The following is a 15,169-nucleotide window of genomic DNA, read 5'->3' on the forward strand; positions in this document are numbered from 1 at the left end:
CTATTATTCGTCGCCTGTTCCGGTTTCCCAGGATATCAAGGAGACGGGAAACCTCATTGCCCTCAAGCATGTTTACTAAATGTTAGTGAGTTGAGTATAAAAAAGTGTCACTCGAAGAGGCGGTAATTCGGTGCCTCGTCGGTGATCATGATATTGTGCGGGTGGCTCTCGCCGTACCCTGCAGCCGTGATCCGGAGGAATTTACCGTTCTTCTTCAGGTCAGGTATCGTCTTTGACCCGGTGTAGCCCATCGCGGACTTCAGGCCGCCGACGAGCTGGTAGATGACGTCCGAGACGTGGCCGACGTAGGGGGTGACTCCCTCGACGCCCTCCGGGACGAACTTGGTCCTCCCGATCTCCTTCTTCTGGAAGTAGCGGTCGCTCGACTCCCCACTGCTCATGACGCCGAGCGATCCCATCCCCCGGTACTGCTTGTAGCGCCGGCCTTTGATCGTCGTGACCCTTCCCGGCGCCTCGTCGGTCCCGGCAAAGAGGCTGCCTGCCATGATGCTGTCCGCACCTGCGGCGATCGCCTTCGCGATATCTCCCGAGTAGCGGATGCCGCCGTCCGCGATCACCGGCACGCCGACACCGTGCGCCACCTCGGCGACGTTTATTATCGCAGAGACCTGCGGCACACCCACACCCGCGACGATCCTCGTCGTGCAGATGGAGCCCGGCCCGATACCGACCTTCAGCCCGTCGACGGAGTCGATCAGAGTGGAAGCCGCCTGTTTCGTGGCGATGTTCCCGGCTACCACGTCGACGGCGACGCTCGCCTTGATCTCCCTGACAGACTTGACGACGTTCATGTTATGACCGTGCGCGCAGTCCACCACCAGGGCATCGACACCCGCCTCGACGAGCATCATGGCCCGCTTGAAGTCGAAAGGCCCCACTGCGGCGGCGACCCGGAGTTTCCCGTTCGCATCCCGATTCGCGCGGGGATACTGCCGTTTCTCGAGGATATCCCGCATCGTGATGATACCGACGAGGCGTCCCTGTGCATCCACAACCGGGAGGCGCTCGACCTTGTTCGCGTACATGGTCTCGAGCGCATCCTCGACGGTGATCTCTTCGGAGGCCGTGATCAGTTTCCGGGTCATGTATTCAGTGATTCCTGCTCCACCCTTTTTAGGCAGAATCGCCCGGATATCCCTGCGACTGACGATCCCGATCACCCTGCCCTCCTCGACGATGGGCACGCCGCCGATACCGTACTGCCGCATGACCCGCTCCACGTCGGTGACCGTGGAATCGGGACCGACCGCCACGACCTCGCGCTCGATCAGGTCCTCGGCCTGCTTGACGATCCTGACCTCGGCAACCTCGTGTTCGGGGGTCATGTTCCGGTGGATGACGCCGATGCCGCCTTCACGGGCCATCGTTATCGCCATCACCGACTCGGTCACCGTATCCATGGCAGCGCTCACGAGAGGAATATTCAGGGGGATGTTCCGCGAGAACCGCGACCTGACGTCGGCCTCGGCGGGCTCGACCCAGGATTCGGCGGGTTCAAGCAGCACATCGTCAAACGTAAATGTTGTCTCCATCTGCATCTTCTCGGTATACATACGTCACCTGAGCATCATCATTGCTTTCTCCACCAGTTCAGCCCGGACCCGGGTTGACCGGTCGCCTCCGCAGACCATCCCCCGGACGCCGATGATCTCGGGATCGATGCGCTTTAAGGCATCGAGATCCTCGAACTTCAGCGAGCCCGCAAGGGCCGTCTGCAGCCCGAGTCGCCGGTTCTGTTCGGTGAACCGGGTCAGGCTCTCCTCGTTCATGAAATCAAAGAGACTCTTCCCGTCTTTGATCCCGGTGTCGATCATGGCGAGATCGGCACCGGCTTCTGCGACCAGCGGACTGATAGCAAAGGGCGAGATCGTCCCCATCCTCTCGAAATCGGCATAGGCAGCGATGACGACGTGCTTTTCTGGAAAATCCTGTTTCACCGCCGTCGTCACGGCCTCGATGACGTCGCGGGCACGGTCTGCCCCGTCGAACATCAGCCCGACCTTGATGAAATCGGCACCCGCATGAGCGGCGCCATAGGCAGAAAGAGCTGCAGTTCCTGGCTTATACTCATTGTCCCCAATGGCAGCGCTGACAGGCTTGTTCCCGGCGATCTTCTTGATCTCCCGGATGACCCAGGGAAAATTCGCACCCAGCGACCCTTCTGAGGGTTTCTTTACGTCGATGATGTCAGCGGAAAGCGAGCTTCTTGCCTCCTCAATGCTGCTCGGACTGACGAGTAATTGCATAGAAATTAATGATCCTTCACCCTAATAGTGATTGCGTTGAGGACATGGAACTGATTCTTGCAGTCGATCTGGCAGGAGGCCTCGTGGTGCATGGGAAGTCCGGGATGCGCGCCGGCTACCGGCCGCTCACCTGGGGGCTCTCCCCCTCGGCCGAACCGGAGGCGTATCTCGCCGCCTTAAGACCCCGGTTTCTCTACATCGCGGACCTCGAGAGCATCCAGGGCAGAACGCCGCAGGACGACCTCGTCAGGCGTTGCGCCGCCATGGTCGAGCGGTGCTACCTCGACCGGGGCGTCCGGTCGCCCGCAGGGTGTGCCGCGGTCGCCGACGTGACGCCGGTCATCGGCACCGAGACGGGCGCAGCGGCGATCGAAGACCTCGCTGCCTACCGGGAGGGGTATCTCAGCATCGATATCAAAGGGGGCCGGGTGCTCCCCTGGGGCATCCGGCCGGCGGAGATGCTGGCCCGGGCGTCAGAGTTCTCGTTTGAGGGGTGCATCATCCTCAATATCGCTGCCGTAGGAACGGAGCAGGGCCTCGCCCGGGAGGACCTCGAGGAGATGCGGGCCTCCTACCCCGGGCGCCTCATCTACGGCGGCGGCGTCGCCGGAGTGGACGACATCCGCCTCCTCGAGGCCACCGGGTTCGACGGGGCGATCATCGCGACGGCCGTCCACCGGGGTACGGTCCCGCTCGAGTGGGTCAGGAGGGGACGCCCGTGCTGGTAACGATAGAAGGGATCGACGGGAGCGGCAAGAGCACCCTCCTTGCCCGCCTCCGGGAACTGCTCGCCGATCTTGACCCGGTCTTCACCCGCGAGCCCGGCGCCACCTGGGTGGGCGAGTCGGTGCGGCGGGCGGTTGCGGAGCGGATGGACCCGATCACCGAGGCGCTCCTCTTCTGCGCCGACCATGCCGCCCATATCGATACGCTGATCCGGCCCGCGCTGGACGAAGGGAGGCTCGTCATCTCTGACCGCTACTCCGACTCGCGGTTCGCCTACCAGCCGGTCGTCCTCGACGGCATCCTCCCCGACCCGCTCCCCTGGCTCCGCGCGATCCACGACGGATGGTCGGTCAGGCCCGACCGGACGTTCCTCCTGGTCCTGCCGGTAGAAGATGCCGTATCAAGGCTCGACCCTAAAAAACAGAGAGAATACTTCGAGAATGCCGGCATCCTCGCGCGGGTGCAGGAAAATTACCTGACTCTCGCGGCGGCCGACCCGACACGGTTCGTCGTCGTCGATGCCCTGCTCGAAAAAGAGGAAGTTGCAGGGTTTATCGCCGACGAGATCAGGACTGGTGTCCGATCGTCACGATCACGTCCCCGAGCGTGAGGACGTCCACTTCTTCTCCGGCAACCCGGTAGGCGACCTTCGGCGCGAAGGAGCCTGCCGGGACCGGGATCTCTGCACCGTCGACCGTGACGGTAGCCGGCGGGTTCTTGAGCAGTTCCGGCGGGAGGGCCTGAACGGCCTCCATGAATCCACGGGCCTGTTTCCGTAACGAGGGGCCGATGATTGCCATGTTGAAGTCCACGCCGTCCACGACTTCCTCGAGCCGGGGCGTGCCGGCGGACCAGTGGGCATCGGCATTGAGCGCCCGCCCCGCATCGCCGGCATCGTCGACCGGCTCGGGCGCATAGATCGTCACGTGGCCGAGCGGCGCGTTCAGCGCCATGCCCTTATCGTGCTTGTAGCGCCGGAGTTCGGCGACGGTCTTCACCAGGAGGTCGCCGTGGCGCTTTGCCTCGTCGTCGGCATACGCGAACTCCGGCCAGGCCTCCGTGTGCACGCTCTTTCCGGTGAGGTTATGGTAGCACTCCTCGGCGAAGTGGGGGATGATCGGGGCGAGGAGGCGGCAGAGGACGTCCATGGTCGTTGCGAGGGCGCTGCATGCGCTTGCCCTGCTTGCGTCCTCGGCATAGAGGCGGCCCTTCGCTATCTCGATGTAGTCGTCGGCGAGGGTGTTCCAGGCAAACTCCCGGATCGCCCTGAGCGCCCGGTCGAACTGGTAACTCTCCATCGCGGCAGTGACCTCGGCGACGGTCTCGGAGAGCCGGACGAGCAGCCACCGGTCGGTGAGCTCCGTCACCGGCGCTGCTGCCCCCGCTCCGGACTCCAGGTGCCCCGTGACGAACCTGAAGATGTTCCAGAGCTTGGTCTGGAACCGGGACGCGGCGACGACGTCGTTCCAGTTGAACATGATGTCCGAGCCGGTCGCGGCACCCCCGGCACCCCACTGCCTGAGCGCGTCCGCACCGTGCTGCACGACGATCTCTTCAGGGGAGATGATGTTGTTCCGGCTCTTGCTCATCTTGAACCCGTCTATCCCGAGCACCATGCCGTTGACGAGTATCTCGTCCCATGGGTGGCCGCCGGCCAGGGCGTTCGCCCGCAGGATGGTGTAGAACGCCCAGGTCCGTATGATGTCGTGGCCCTGGGGGCGGATCTGCGCCGGGAAGAGCGGGGGCTTCGCATCGGACCCGTCCCACCCGGTGACGTGGAGCACCGATATCGAGGAGTCCATCCAGGTGTCAAGAACGTCTTTCTCGCCGACGAACTCCGATGCGCCGCACTTCGGGCAGGGGGTTTTCGGCTTATCGACGGTCGGATCGATCGGGAGGTCTTCTGCGGCAGGGAGGACCATCTCGCCGCAGGCGGAACAGAACCAGACCGGGATCGGGGTCGCGAAGATCCGCTGCCGGGAGATGCACCAGTCCCACTCCATCGAGTTCGCCCAGTTCTCCATCCGGATGAACATATGCTCCGGCGTCCAGGAGATCTTCCTTGCCTGCTCGAGGATCTGGTCCTGGTGGACCTTCACGAACCACTGGCGCTCCGAGAGGATCTCGATCGGGGTCTTGCACCGCCAGCAGGTTCCCACCCGCTGTTCGAGTTCCTCCTGCCGCTTCAGGACCCCCGCCTTCTCCATATCGGCAAGGATCGCCTTCCTGCAGGCCTCCGAGGTCATCCCGGTATAGGGAGCAGCCGTCGCGGTCATGATGCCCTTCCGGTCGACGGCCTTCCGGAGTTCGAGACCGTGCTGCTTCCACCAGTAGACGTCCGTCTTGTCCCCGAACGTACAGATCATCACCGCGCCGCTGCCGAAGGCCGGGTCGACCACGGCGTCCTCGATGACCGGCACCTGGTGGCCGAAGATCGGGACCGTGAGCCTCTTACCTTTCTGCCCGCGGTAGCGCTCGTCTCCGGGATGGACCGCCACCGCAACGCAGGCAGCGAGGAGCTCGGGCCGGGTGGTGGCGATCTCGATGCCGTCGAAGTCGAAGTAGTTGAGTTTGGTCGTCCGGGGAGCGTAGTTGACCTCGGCGAACGCGATGGCCGTCTCGCACCGGGTGCAGAAGTTCACGGGATGCTCGCTCTGGTAGATGTCGCCGGCCTTGAGCATCTTCAGGAACGAAGCCTGGGTCTTCCGGTAGTACTCCGGGAGCATGGTGATGTATTCGTGGCTCCAGTCGGTCGAGAAGCCGAGCCGCCGCATGGTCGTCCGCATCTTCTCGATGTTCCCGATCGTGAGGTCGCGGCACATCTCCCTGAACTTCTCCCGCGGCACATCGTTCTTGGTGATCCCGTAGGTCTCCTCGACCTTCACCTCGGTGGGGAGGCCGTGGCAGTCCCATCCCTGCGGGAACATGACGTTGTAACCGCGCATGCGCTTATACCGCGCGATGAAGTCGATATAGCACCAGTTTAAGGCGTTGCCGATATGGAAGTTGCCGGTGGGGTAGGGCGGCGGCGTGTCGATGATGAACCGGGGTTTCTCCGAGTCGGGATTGAAATAATTATCCTCATCCCGCCAGGTACTCTGCCAGCGCCTCTCCACTTCTTCGATATCGTAGTTTTTGGGTAGTTGATGTGACGGCGACATTTTCAGCGTACGATCTCTCTCTTTCCACTGAAATATATTGTTCGACGGGGATTTCCGGCTGCCCGTTATACCGTGGCCTGCGTGGCGATCGCGGCTACGGCAGAGCGCCTGTGGGATGGTTTTCCGACAGACGCGGCGGAGAGGGGCGGCAATCCGATCCTAAAGGCTTTCTTCCTGCAGCGCCAATGGTCTATGAATGGATAAGCCGCAGGGGTTGGTTCTGGCATCGGCGCTCACCCTCGCCTTGATAGCGCTCGCCCCCCTGCTCCAGCCGCCATGGCTGCTCACACTCCTCCTCATCCCGTTCTCGCTCGTCCTCTTCCTCATCCGGGACACGCGGTATGTATCGCTCTCGATCATCGCCCTCGCCGCGCTCTACGGGCTTGGATGGCTCTCGACCTTCGTCTTCACCTGCTCCCTCGGCATCGTGGTGATCGGCGAGGTCGCGTTCCGTCTGACGGGGGCAAGGCCGGTCTCGTACCTGTATCACCTGATCGCCGCCATCGGCGTCTCGCTCGCGGTGATGCTCTATCTCCAGTACACCGCGCCGCTCGTCGTCGTGATGGGCGTAGTCGTCGCGGTGCTGCTCCGGGCGGCCCTCAGGGGACGGGACGATGCCCTGATGATCGAGGCGCTCGGGGTGGCGATGACCATGTTCCTCTTTGAGGAACTCAACTTCGAGGTCGACCTGACCATCCTCGCCGCTGCGGCCGCGATAGCCTTCGGGTTCGGCTACTCCTCCTACCGGCTCCGGGTGGCCGACGTCAGCGGCCTCTTCTCGGGCGCGATGATCGGCATCATCCTGATCGTCTTTGCGGACGTCCGGTGGTTCCTGATCATGCTCACCTTCTTCATCATCGGCGCCGGGGCCACCCGGTACCGTTACGGGGAGAAAGAGCAGCTCGGCGTCGCCCAGGAGCACGGCGGCGTGCGCGGCTACTTCAACGTCTTTGCAAACGGTCTGGTGGCGACCGCCGCTGCCGTCCTCTTCGGCGTCACCGGGCACCCGGCCTTCGTCGCGCTCTTCATGGGGAGCGTCGCCTCCGCCGCGGCCGATACCGCGGCAAGCGAGATCGGGGTCACGGGGAAGACCCCCTACCTGATCACGACGCTCCGGCCGGTGCCGCGGGGGACGAACGGCGGGGTGACTCTCCGGGGCGAGGCGGCCGCCATCGTCGCGTCCGTCCTCGTCGCCGCCGCCGCATGGGCGATGGGCGTCGCCGACCCCTGGATGGTCGTCGTCACGATCATCGCCGGCTTCATCGGCACCAACGTCGACAGCCTGGTCGGCGCGACGCTCGAGAACAGCGGCAGGATAGGGAACTCCGGCACGAACCTCGCGGCCACGTTCTTCGGCGGGGTCGCGGGGATGGGGATCTATCTGCTGGCGTAAGGGGACGCTCTCATGGCTGGCGCCGCACTCGAAGGCAGCCCCATACTTTTATTAGCAGGGGTCCCGGCGGATGGTTCGCCGCACCCCGCGGTGATCGGGCTCGTTTTCTATCGGAGAATCGTTTGAGGCTGGTTTACCTCTCAGACGATGTTCCGGGATTTTATGCCCTCATTCGCGCATTTCGCGGCTTCGCGGCTTCGCGTGAGGCCTCTCTACTGCCGATACCGATAACTCACGCGAAGCCGCGAAGCCCGCGAAGGGGACCAGATGGGTCTGAGCATCAGCAGGTTCAGGCGCGACCCCTCGAAGAAGGATTGACTGTAGAAAGAGGAGAACACCCGAAACCGGGCGTAAAAAAAAGGATGTAGTGCCTGGCCCGGAGCACCACATCTCAGTACTTATACCAGCGGCCCTTCTCGTCGTACTCGCCCTGCATCACGGGCGCGCCGCCGCCGCCGGAGGCATGGTTCTTGAAGAAACTCGCCTTGTAGGTGTAGAGGAAGGCCGAGTAGACGACGATCACGACGGCATAGACGGCCGCGGTGATCCAGATCCCTTCCATCCCGATGAGGGCGAGGATATCCTCCGGCATAACCGTCTGGAGCTCTTCCTGACTCATCAGGGTGAGCGGTTCGAGCCTTTCCACGAGCAGCGCGGTCCAGGCGAAGATGCCTACAAGCCCGATGACCGCGAGGACGGCGATGTTTGTGAGGTAGAAGACGAGGACACCGCCGATGTTGTTCATGACGAACTCGATGCTCCGGCGGATCGACTCAAAGACGTTCGTCTCCTCAAAGACCGCCACGGTGTCGTAGAAGAACGTGAAGAAGACGATCGAGAGGACCACCCCGAAGAGGAGCGGCACCATGCTTGCCGCGGCACCGGCTCCGAGGAACGCGAGCGGGACGGCGAGCAGGATGGTCGTCAGGAGGACCGCGAAGGCTATGAGCAGCGCGGGCAGGAGGATCCGGAAGTAGTGGGTGCGGCCCGACCGGGCGAACTCCGCGAACGAGAAGTCCTCCGACCGGATCGTGCCGTAGACCCCCCCGGCCAGGAACGGCACCAAGAGGACCTGCAGGAACGCCAGCGGCTGCGTGTAGAATGCCCCACCGTAGGCGGGGACGACGATATCGAGGACGGCAAGGGCGCCCATGACGAGGCCGACCGACCAGAGGATGGGGTGCCGCCGGAGGAGCGCGGCGGCACCGGTGAGCGATTGGAGCGTCATGATCACCGGACTCTCGGCATTGCCACGATCTCGCGGACCTGGAGGTCAAAGAACGACGCGGTATGCGCCGGCCGGATGACGCAGACGGTGTCGGCGCCGGTTGCAGTGCCTCCCACCGCGATCACCTCTTCGTCGACGCCGACCGCACCCTGGTCCGCCGCGATGAGGACGCACTCCACCGCGACCTTCAGGCCTATCGCGACGATCCGCCGCAGCGCCTCAGCGATCGCCTCGGTCCGGGAACTCCCGCCGAGTCTCTGCGACCGGGAGATCGCCCGCTCAAGCCCGGAGAGCGCGTGCGTGCCGGTGACGATCGTCGCCCCCGCCTCGCGGAGGGTTGCGGCCGCCTCCGGCGAGAACTCCCACTCGCCGGGCCGCGTGAACCCGACGACGTGGGTGACGACGACCAGTTTGAGGTCCGTCCCCTTCATGGCATCGAGGAACGCAAGCGCCGTCCGGCCGCCGGAACTCGCGACCACGATCTTCTCGAGGCCGAGCTCCTGCGCCCGCTCGACGGCGAACCGGGCGGCGTCGGAAGTGTTCTCGGCGCCCGGGGCATCGAAATAATAGGTCTTTCTGGCTACGAAGCCCATGCAGTCATGTTGTTGTTGCTTCTAATTGAATCCCCCGTTCCGGCGGCGCCCGGCGATTTTAAAGAGGGGTGTGGCGGGCACCGGGGAAAGAAGGAGATAAATGGTGAATGGCCCAAACACTACTCTCAACCGAACGATAACACGAGGAGTTCTCATGATCACACTGGCCATTGCAGGAAAACCCAACTGCGGGAAGTCGACATTCTTCAGGGCAGCGACCCTGGCCCAGGCGGAGATTGCCAACTACCCGTTCACGACGATCGACGCCAACCACGGCGTCGCATATGTCAGGACCGCCTGTCCCTGCCGGGAGATGAACGTCCCGTGCGAGAACTGCCGCGAAGGGGTCAGATTCATCCCGGTCGGGCTGATCGACGTCGCCGGGCTTGTCCCGGAGGCGCACCTGGGGAGAGGGCTTGGGAACCAGTTCCTCGATAACCTCCGGCAGGCGGACGCGATCCTCCAGGTCGTCGATGCGAGCGGCTCGACGGATGCCGAGGGGAACCCGATCGATATCGGTTCGCGCGACCCCGTGAAGGACATCGAGTTTCTCCAGTACGAGATGTCGATGTGGATGTACGGCATCCTCTCGCGGAACTGGGCGAAGCTCCTGCGGCAGGCCCAGGCAAGGGACTTCTCCCTCGCTGCCGCGATAGCGGAGGTCTTCGCCGGGCTCGGCGTAACCTACGAGCACATCCGCGACGCCACGGATGCGGTCGGGATAGAACTCCGGACCGCCGGGGAGGAGGATCTGATCCGGTTCTGCCGGGAGCTGATGCTCATCAGCAAACCGATGCTGATCGTCGGGAACAAGGCCGACCAGGCCCCGAAGGAGTGCCTTGATAGGCTCGCAGCGCACGACGTCATCTTTGCGAGCGCGGCGGGAGAACTCGCCATCCGCATGGCCGCTGAAGGGAAGTTCATCAATTACCTTCCCGGAGATACGAGTTTCACCGTGAGCCCTGAGGCGAAGCTCAGCGCCGCGCAGCGCGCCGGGCTGCAGAAGATTGCGGACTTCATGCAGGTGTTCGGCGGCACCGGTGTCCAGAAGGCGCTCGATGCCGCGATATTCGAACTTCTCGACCGGATCGTCGTCTTCCCGGTCGAGGACGAGAACAAACTCACCGACGGGAAGGGCAGGGTGCTTCCCGACGCGTTCCTGATGAAACGCGGCTCGACCCCCCGCGACCTTGCCTTCCAGGTCCACACCGATATCGGCGAAGGGTTCCTGTATGCCATCGATGCGAAGACCGGGATGCGGGTCAAGGATACTCACGAGCTGAAGAACGGCGACATCATCAAGATCGTCAGCGTCCGCAAATGAGCCCCATGGGCGACCGCTTCCCCGCCGGGCGGAGTACGGCGGGCGGGCGCCCCCACACGGACGGAGAGATATCGGCAGACATTAATACTGGATCGGAAGATACTCGATCACCATGAGCGGCGAGGTCTACCAGGCGCAGGTCCTCCGGAACTTCTTCGAGACGATCACCGGACCGGACCGGAACCTGACCCGGATCTACATGTGCGTGATGAGCCTCGCCAAACTCCGGATGGAGTCCCCCGAACGGATGGCGTTCCTCGTGGACCAGCTCCGCAAATCAAAGCAGAAGCGGGAACTCTCCGTCGATCTCCTCGACTATATGTGCGACGTGGCGCGCGACCTCGAACTCGCCACGGTCCAGACCGCGTTCGGTGTGAAGGATATCAACGCGGCCGCGGACGAGTTCAGCGGGATCAGCCTGGACTCGCTCTGATTTTTTTGACGCCGGGAGAGGCATCAGATTTACCGGTCTATCTGATAGCCGAACTGGTGCTTAGGATTTTCAGAACATCAAAGCTTAAACACGCAGTCTCATGCGAAGTGCGAGCATAGCGAGCGTGAGCACGGAAGGTGCGAGCCACGAGGCTCCATCAGAAGCGGAGTGAGAGAAGCCGTCAGGCTTCGAAAAGGAGTTACACACTCATCTACCATTCTTCGCGGCTTCGCACCTTCGCGTGAGGCTGTAGCACTGCTCATAAATGACCATCTCACGCGAAGAAATGACCATCTCACGCGAAGCCGCGAAGAATGCGAATTTTACAGAGTTGTTAATGCTCCTCTTCGCGGCCTTCGCGCCTTCGCGTGATGCAACGCCGTATGGAGTCTGAGCACCGTAGGTGCGAGATACCGGGTGCGAAAGGGGGGACGGAAGGATTCCCCCGTCAGATCGCCGTGGCCTTCCAGGCCCCGCCGCGGTACATTGAGAAGAGGATGCCTGCCTGGAGGGTGACCCCGCAGACCACCGCGAGCCAGACCCCGACGATCCCGATACCGAGGAGACCGGGGAGGATGCACGCGAGCGGCACCTGGATGAGGGCCATCGAGACGAGGGTGGCATACATCGGCCTCTTCGTGTCCCCCGCTCCGTTGAGCGCGAAGCCGAGGATGATCGCGACGGCGAGAAGGACGTAGAACGGCGCGACCGTCTGCATATACGACATGCCGATCGCCGTACTCTCGCCGCTCGGGTCGAAGACCTCGATGATCGCAGGCCCGGCGAAGTAGAAGACCGCGCCGACAAGCGCCATGAACCCGCCGTTTATGAGCGCGGAGAGCCGCACCCCTGCTTCCGCCCGTTCGGGCTTTCTGGCGCCGAGGTTCTGGCCGACGATCACGGCCGTCGCCGTCGCGATACCGAACCCCGGCATGAGCGCGACCAGTTCGAGCCTGCCGACGATGCCGTAGGCGGAGAGGGCCGTGGTCCCGAAGACAGCGACGACTGCCATCATCGCAAGGAACGTGACGCTCCGGAGCCCGGACTGGATGGAGTTCGGGACGGCGACCCGGATAAGCCTCCAGGCGAGCGGGAACTCAAACTTCGTCCGGAGCGAGAAGGGGACCGGCGACCTCCCCGAGAGGAGCAGGCCGAACGCCACGACGAACGCCGCGCTCCGCGAGAGGATGGTGGCATATGCCGCCCCCGCGACGCCTAAGGCGGGGACCGCTCCGTAGCCGAAGATGAGGAGCGGGTCGAGGACGATATTGAGGATGTTTGCAAAGACCACGAGGAGCATGGGGGTGATGGCGTCGCCGCAACTCTGAAATGTTGAGTTGATCACCCAGAGCTCGACCAGCGTCACGCTGCCGGTAAAGAGGACCTTCAGGTAGGAAGCGCCGAGCAGGGCGACGGCCGGTTCGGCGCCGAGGAGGAGGAGCAGGTCTTCGGCAAAGAGGATGCCCACGATGCTGAGGGCGATCGAGAAGACGAGGCCGAGGATGAGGGTGTGCGAGATCCCCTTCGCCGCGATATCGTACTCCTTCGCCCCGTAATGGCGCGAGACGAAGGCAGTGTTTGCAGTGACGATCCCGATGATGATCGTCATCAGCACCATGACGACCGAGGTGCTCATGGCGACGCCGGCGATGGCCTCCTTTCCCAGCCGGCCGACGAAGAAGAGATCGACCAGCTCAAGGCCGCTCTGCAGGAAGTTCCCGGCCACGATCGGCGCCGCTACGATGAGGAGACCCCGAAAGAGGTCCCCTTCCGTCAGTTCGCTCATTCAGCCAGTTTTTCCTTGTAAGCGTCCAGGATCTGGAAGACGAACCGCTGGTGCTCCTCCAGTGCCTGCTCATCGTCCGGAGAGGTCTCTATCCCGACTGCGTAGAGCAGGACCAGCGCGTTGTCGAGATCGAGCGCTGCCGGGTCCTCGATCTGGTCCGGGCTGAGGCGGATGGCGAGGTCGTCGTAGTCTCCCGGAAGGAAGGTATGCACGGGGTTTGCCGTCACGCGGGAGTCGGCGAAGTCGCCGGCACGCTCCCGGAGGATCAGGAGAGCCCGTTCCAGCACGACGGGGCGCGGGGTAACCGTCTCGAGCCTGGCAAGTGCAGCCGTGCTCTTCTCCGCTGCGCTCCCATAAAGCCCGAACTTATAGGTCAGCAGGGCCTGCGCGATCTGGTGGCCGGTCTCCTCATCGATCACGGCGAGGACCGGTCCGATCCGGCCGATATATTCATTCAGTATCTGTTTCATGGTTTTCTTCTCTGCTTTGGGCGCATTAAACAACCTTTCGACTCGCACTGCAAGGAACGTGATCGTCACCGCGTAAAATGTCTGAACGATCGGCCCGGAACTGAAGTCGTTCGGGACGATGAAGATGAGAAATGCATAGAGCGGCGTAAAGAGCGAGACGATATCCCTGCGGGGTTTGAGGTATGCCTGGTAGAAGAGAATGCACGAGCCAATCACGCACCCTGCGATGCCTGCCCAGTCGGTGGTTAGAAGGCCGGCGAGGGACAGCAGCACCCCAATCCCGATACCCCCGAACGAGACTGCAGGAACTGCTATCCAGAGGCGTTGCGCGGGCCCGGATCTGTCGGCGTCTGTCGTCATCGGTTATTCGTGTAAGTGTTTGTGCGCAGGGGATAAACAGGATTTCCCTTTGCCTTGCTGCATCTGCTCCCGACCATCAGGGTCAGGAAGACCGGGGAAGGAGGTCGGGGACCTCAACCTCCACGCTCCGGCCCGCAATAGCGGCCGCAGCGGAGCGGAGCCGCTCGCACTCCGCGGCATACGAGGCCTGCAGCGCCTGCTGCTGGCTCTCCGCCCGGCTCTTCGCGGCGGCCGCCGCCTCGCGCTCCCGCCGCACCTCCGAGAGCCGTGCCGCCAGACGCTCCTCCTCGACCACGGCCGGGAGCGCGGCGCGGCTCTCCTGCAACGCCGCGCGCCGGCCGGCGATCTCCTGCTCCCGGTCCAGGGCCCGTCGCATCGCGGCGGGGAGGGTGCCGGGGTCAGAGAAGAAGCGGACCTCATCCTGGTTCTTGAGGACAAGGTCCCCCCGCCCGATCATGGAGAGGATTGCCGGCATGGCCGCCCCGGTCAGCCCGGCCGGGTCCTCCCGGCCGTCCGTGAGGCTGCCGGTGCAGGCGTTGAGAGCCCTGCCGATCGCTGCCGCCGCCCCGGCATCCTTCGTCCTTGCGGCCACCTTCTCGGCCTTCCTGAAGACGTGGACGGCGGAGGCCCGCAGGGCCGCGAGTTCCCGCCCGGCCTCTTCGCTCGCGGCGTCGAGGTCCCGGATCCGCTCATCGGTCTCCTGCAACCGGGCGTAATCGGGGCGCGCCCTGAGAGCGGCAAGGTTCTCTTCAGTCTCCTCGATCCCCCTCTCAGCGTCCTCAAGCGCCGTCCCGTGCGCCTGCACCCTGGCGGAGGCGGCCGGGTACTCCCCGCGGATCCGGACAAGGGATGCATACGCCTCCCGGGCGGTTCCCACCTTCTGCCGGTCCGCCCGGGCGCGGGCGATCGCCTCCGTCATCGTGTTGACCTCTCTGCCGAGATCCCTGACGGCGGCGCGCACCTCCTTCATCTCGTTGGGGTAGAGGGCGGAGAGGTACTTCCCCTGCCCTTTCACCGCCCGGATCACGTTCTTCAGGATCTCGGCGGCAGTAGTGTAGAAGGCCTCGGGGTCGCCGGAAGGTTCGCGGGCGAGGAGCTGCGCCATGGACTTCGTAAAGCCCGGAAGTGCTTTCTTCGATACATCGCGGAGGCGGGGAGGGAGCTCCTCCGCTCCCTCCGCCGTCTCCATGCGGGCGACGAGATCGCGGAGGCTCTCAAGCGCGACGCGGACAGCCTCCCGCGACGGTTCCGTCGCGACCAGGAGACCGTTCTCGGTCTCCGCCTCGCGACCGTCCAGCCATGCGGGGAGGCTGTCGAAGGAGAGCTCCAGGCTCTCCTCCACCGGCTCGGTCCGCCGGAAGAGATCTCGCAGTTGCCTGAACATGGTTCACCCAGATACGGCGGCCGTCCCCATCAGGGTTCCGCCCA

The 15,169-nt window shown here is 63.7% G+C and carries 13 protein-coding genes; 5 read left to right on the plus strand and 8 right to left on the minus strand.

All coding sequences use genetic code 11. The features are described from left to right. Positions 1-107 precede the first annotated feature (107 nt). Complete coding sequence (gene guaB / locus F8E02_RS11290) at positions 108-1,574, minus strand: IMP dehydrogenase (protein WP_317065682.1); 1,467 nt, start codon at positions 1,572-1,574, stop codon at positions 108-110. Positions 1,575-1,577: 3 nt separating this feature from the next. Continuing rightward, positions 1,578-2,267: a (5-formylfuran-3-yl)methyl phosphate synthase gene (locus tag F8E02_RS11295; RefSeq protein WP_317065683.1), complete on the minus strand. Its 690-nt coding sequence runs from the start codon at positions 2,265-2,267 to the stop codon at positions 1,578-1,580. Between the two features lie 44 nt (positions 2,268-2,311). Here F8E02_RS11295 and F8E02_RS11300 point away from each other — a divergent pair, with 44 nt between their 5' ends. Both F8E02_RS11300 and tmk read left to right on the plus strand, forming a co-directional pair. Next, positions 2,312-2,995 (plus strand): HisA/HisF-related TIM barrel protein, encoded by a 684-nt coding sequence (locus F8E02_RS11300; protein WP_317065684.1) that lies wholly within the window; start codon positions 2,312-2,314, stop codon positions 2,993-2,995. Further along, on the plus strand, positions 2,986-3,603 hold the full coding sequence (tmk, locus tag F8E02_RS11305) for a dTMP kinase (RefSeq protein ID WP_317065685.1): 618 nt from the start codon (positions 2,986-2,988) through the stop codon (positions 3,601-3,603). Before F8E02_RS11300 ends, tmk begins: the two co-directional genes overlap by 10 nt. Here the strand turns inward: tmk and F8E02_RS11310 are convergent. Then, positions 3,560-6,154 (minus strand): valine--tRNA ligase, encoded by a 2,595-nt coding sequence (locus F8E02_RS11310; protein ID WP_317065686.1) that lies wholly within the window; start codon positions 6,152-6,154, stop codon positions 3,560-3,562. The two genes, tmk and F8E02_RS11310, sit on opposite strands and share 44 nt — an antisense overlap. Positions 6,155-6,350: 196 nt before the next feature. Between F8E02_RS11310 and F8E02_RS11315 the strand changes: the two genes are divergently transcribed. After that, a complete protein-coding gene (locus F8E02_RS11315; RefSeq protein WP_317065688.1) occupies positions 6,351-7,547 on the plus strand; it encodes a DUF92 domain-containing protein in 1,197 nt (398 codons plus the stop codon). Positions 7,548-7,938: 391 nt separating this feature from the next. On the opposite strand, the gene F8E02_RS11320 is transcribed toward F8E02_RS11315, so the two are convergent. Then, positions 7,939-8,775, minus strand: coding sequence for a DUF7847 domain-containing protein (locus F8E02_RS11320; RefSeq protein ID WP_317065689.1), 837 nt, complete (start codon positions 8,773-8,775; stop codon positions 7,939-7,941). Between the two features lie 2 nt (positions 8,776-8,777). Next, the gene (locus F8E02_RS11325; protein WP_317065690.1) at positions 8,778-9,368 is read right to left on the minus strand and encodes a pyruvate kinase alpha/beta domain-containing protein; all 591 of its coding nucleotides are present in this window, start codon (positions 9,366-9,368) and stop codon (positions 8,778-8,780) included. A gap of 154 nt (positions 9,369-9,522) precedes the next feature. Between F8E02_RS11325 and F8E02_RS11330 the strand changes: the two genes are divergently transcribed. Both F8E02_RS11330 and F8E02_RS11335 read left to right on the plus strand, forming a co-directional pair. After that, on the plus strand, positions 9,523-10,692 hold the full coding sequence (locus F8E02_RS11330) for a redox-regulated ATPase YchF (RefSeq protein WP_317065691.1): 1,170 nt from the start codon (positions 9,523-9,525) through the stop codon (positions 10,690-10,692). A gap of 112 nt (positions 10,693-10,804) precedes the next feature. Beyond that, positions 10,805-11,125, plus strand: a complete 321-nt coding sequence (locus tag F8E02_RS11335) for a hypothetical protein (RefSeq protein WP_317065693.1) — start codon at positions 10,805-10,807, stop codon at positions 11,123-11,125. Positions 11,126-11,573: 448 nt separating this feature from the next. On the opposite strand, the gene F8E02_RS11340 is transcribed toward F8E02_RS11335, so the two are convergent. The 3 genes from F8E02_RS11340 to F8E02_RS11350 all read right to left on the minus strand — a co-directional run bounded on the left by F8E02_RS11340 (position 11,574) and on the right by F8E02_RS11350 (position 15,125). After that, on the minus strand, positions 11,574-12,911 hold the full coding sequence (locus F8E02_RS11340) for an MATE family efflux transporter (RefSeq protein ID WP_317065694.1): 1,338 nt from the start codon (positions 12,909-12,911) through the stop codon (positions 11,574-11,576). Continuing rightward, positions 12,908-13,741: a hypothetical protein gene (locus F8E02_RS11345; protein WP_317065695.1), complete on the minus strand. Its 834-nt coding sequence runs from the start codon at positions 13,739-13,741 to the stop codon at positions 12,908-12,910. The genes F8E02_RS11340 and F8E02_RS11345 overlap by 4 nt, the downstream gene beginning before the upstream one ends. Positions 13,742-13,823: 82 nt before the next feature. Then, a complete protein-coding gene (locus F8E02_RS11350) occupies positions 13,824-15,125 on the minus strand; it encodes a hypothetical protein (RefSeq protein ID WP_317065696.1) in 1,302 nt (433 codons plus the stop codon). Positions 15,126-15,169: the final 44 nt, after the last annotated feature.

It is taken from the genome of Methanoculleus caldifontis, from assembly GCF_032842345.1.
GTDB lineage: Archaea > Halobacteriota > Methanomicrobia > Methanomicrobiales > Methanoculleaceae > Methanoculleus > Methanoculleus caldifontis.

Excerpts from the sequence above, each read along its gene's own strand:
- F8E02_RS11300 (WP_317065684.1), top strand. The coding sequence starts at position 2,312 with ATGGAACTGATTCTTGCAGTCGATCTGGCAGGAGGCCTCGTGGTGCAT.
- F8E02_RS11330 (WP_317065691.1), top strand. The coding sequence starts at position 9,523 with ATGATCACACTGGCCATTGCAGGAAAACCCAACTGCGGGAAGTCGACA.
- F8E02_RS11350 (WP_317065696.1), bottom strand. The coding sequence starts at position 15,125 with ATGTTCAGGCAACTGCGAGATCTCTTCCGGCGGACCGAGCCGGTGGAG.
- F8E02_RS11335 (WP_317065693.1), top strand. The coding sequence starts at position 10,805 with ATGAGCGGCGAGGTCTACCAGGCGCAGGTCCTCCGGAACTTCTTCGAG.
- F8E02_RS11315 (WP_317065688.1), top strand. The coding sequence starts at position 6,351 with ATGGATAAGCCGCAGGGGTTGGTTCTGGCATCGGCGCTCACCCTCGCC.
- F8E02_RS11340 (WP_317065694.1), bottom strand. The coding sequence starts at position 12,911 with ATGAGCGAACTGACGGAAGGGGACCTCTTTCGGGGTCTCCTCATCGTA.
- guaB (WP_317065682.1), bottom strand. The coding sequence starts at position 1,574 with ATGTATACCGAGAAGATGCAGATGGAGACAACATTTACGTTTGACGAT.
- F8E02_RS11320 (WP_317065689.1), bottom strand. The coding sequence starts at position 8,775 with ATGACGCTCCAATCGCTCACCGGTGCCGCCGCGCTCCTCCGGCGGCAC.
- F8E02_RS11310 (WP_317065686.1), bottom strand. The coding sequence starts at position 6,154 with ATGTCGCCGTCACATCAACTACCCAAAAACTACGATATCGAAGAAGTG.
- F8E02_RS11345 (WP_317065695.1), bottom strand. The coding sequence starts at position 13,741 with ATGACGACAGACGCCGACAGATCCGGGCCCGCGCAACGCCTCTGGATA.
- F8E02_RS11325 (WP_317065690.1), bottom strand. The coding sequence starts at position 9,368 with ATGGGCTTCGTAGCCAGAAAGACCTATTATTTCGATGCCCCGGGCGCC.
- F8E02_RS11295 (WP_317065683.1), bottom strand. The coding sequence starts at position 2,267 with ATGCAATTACTCGTCAGTCCGAGCAGCATTGAGGAGGCAAGAAGCTCG.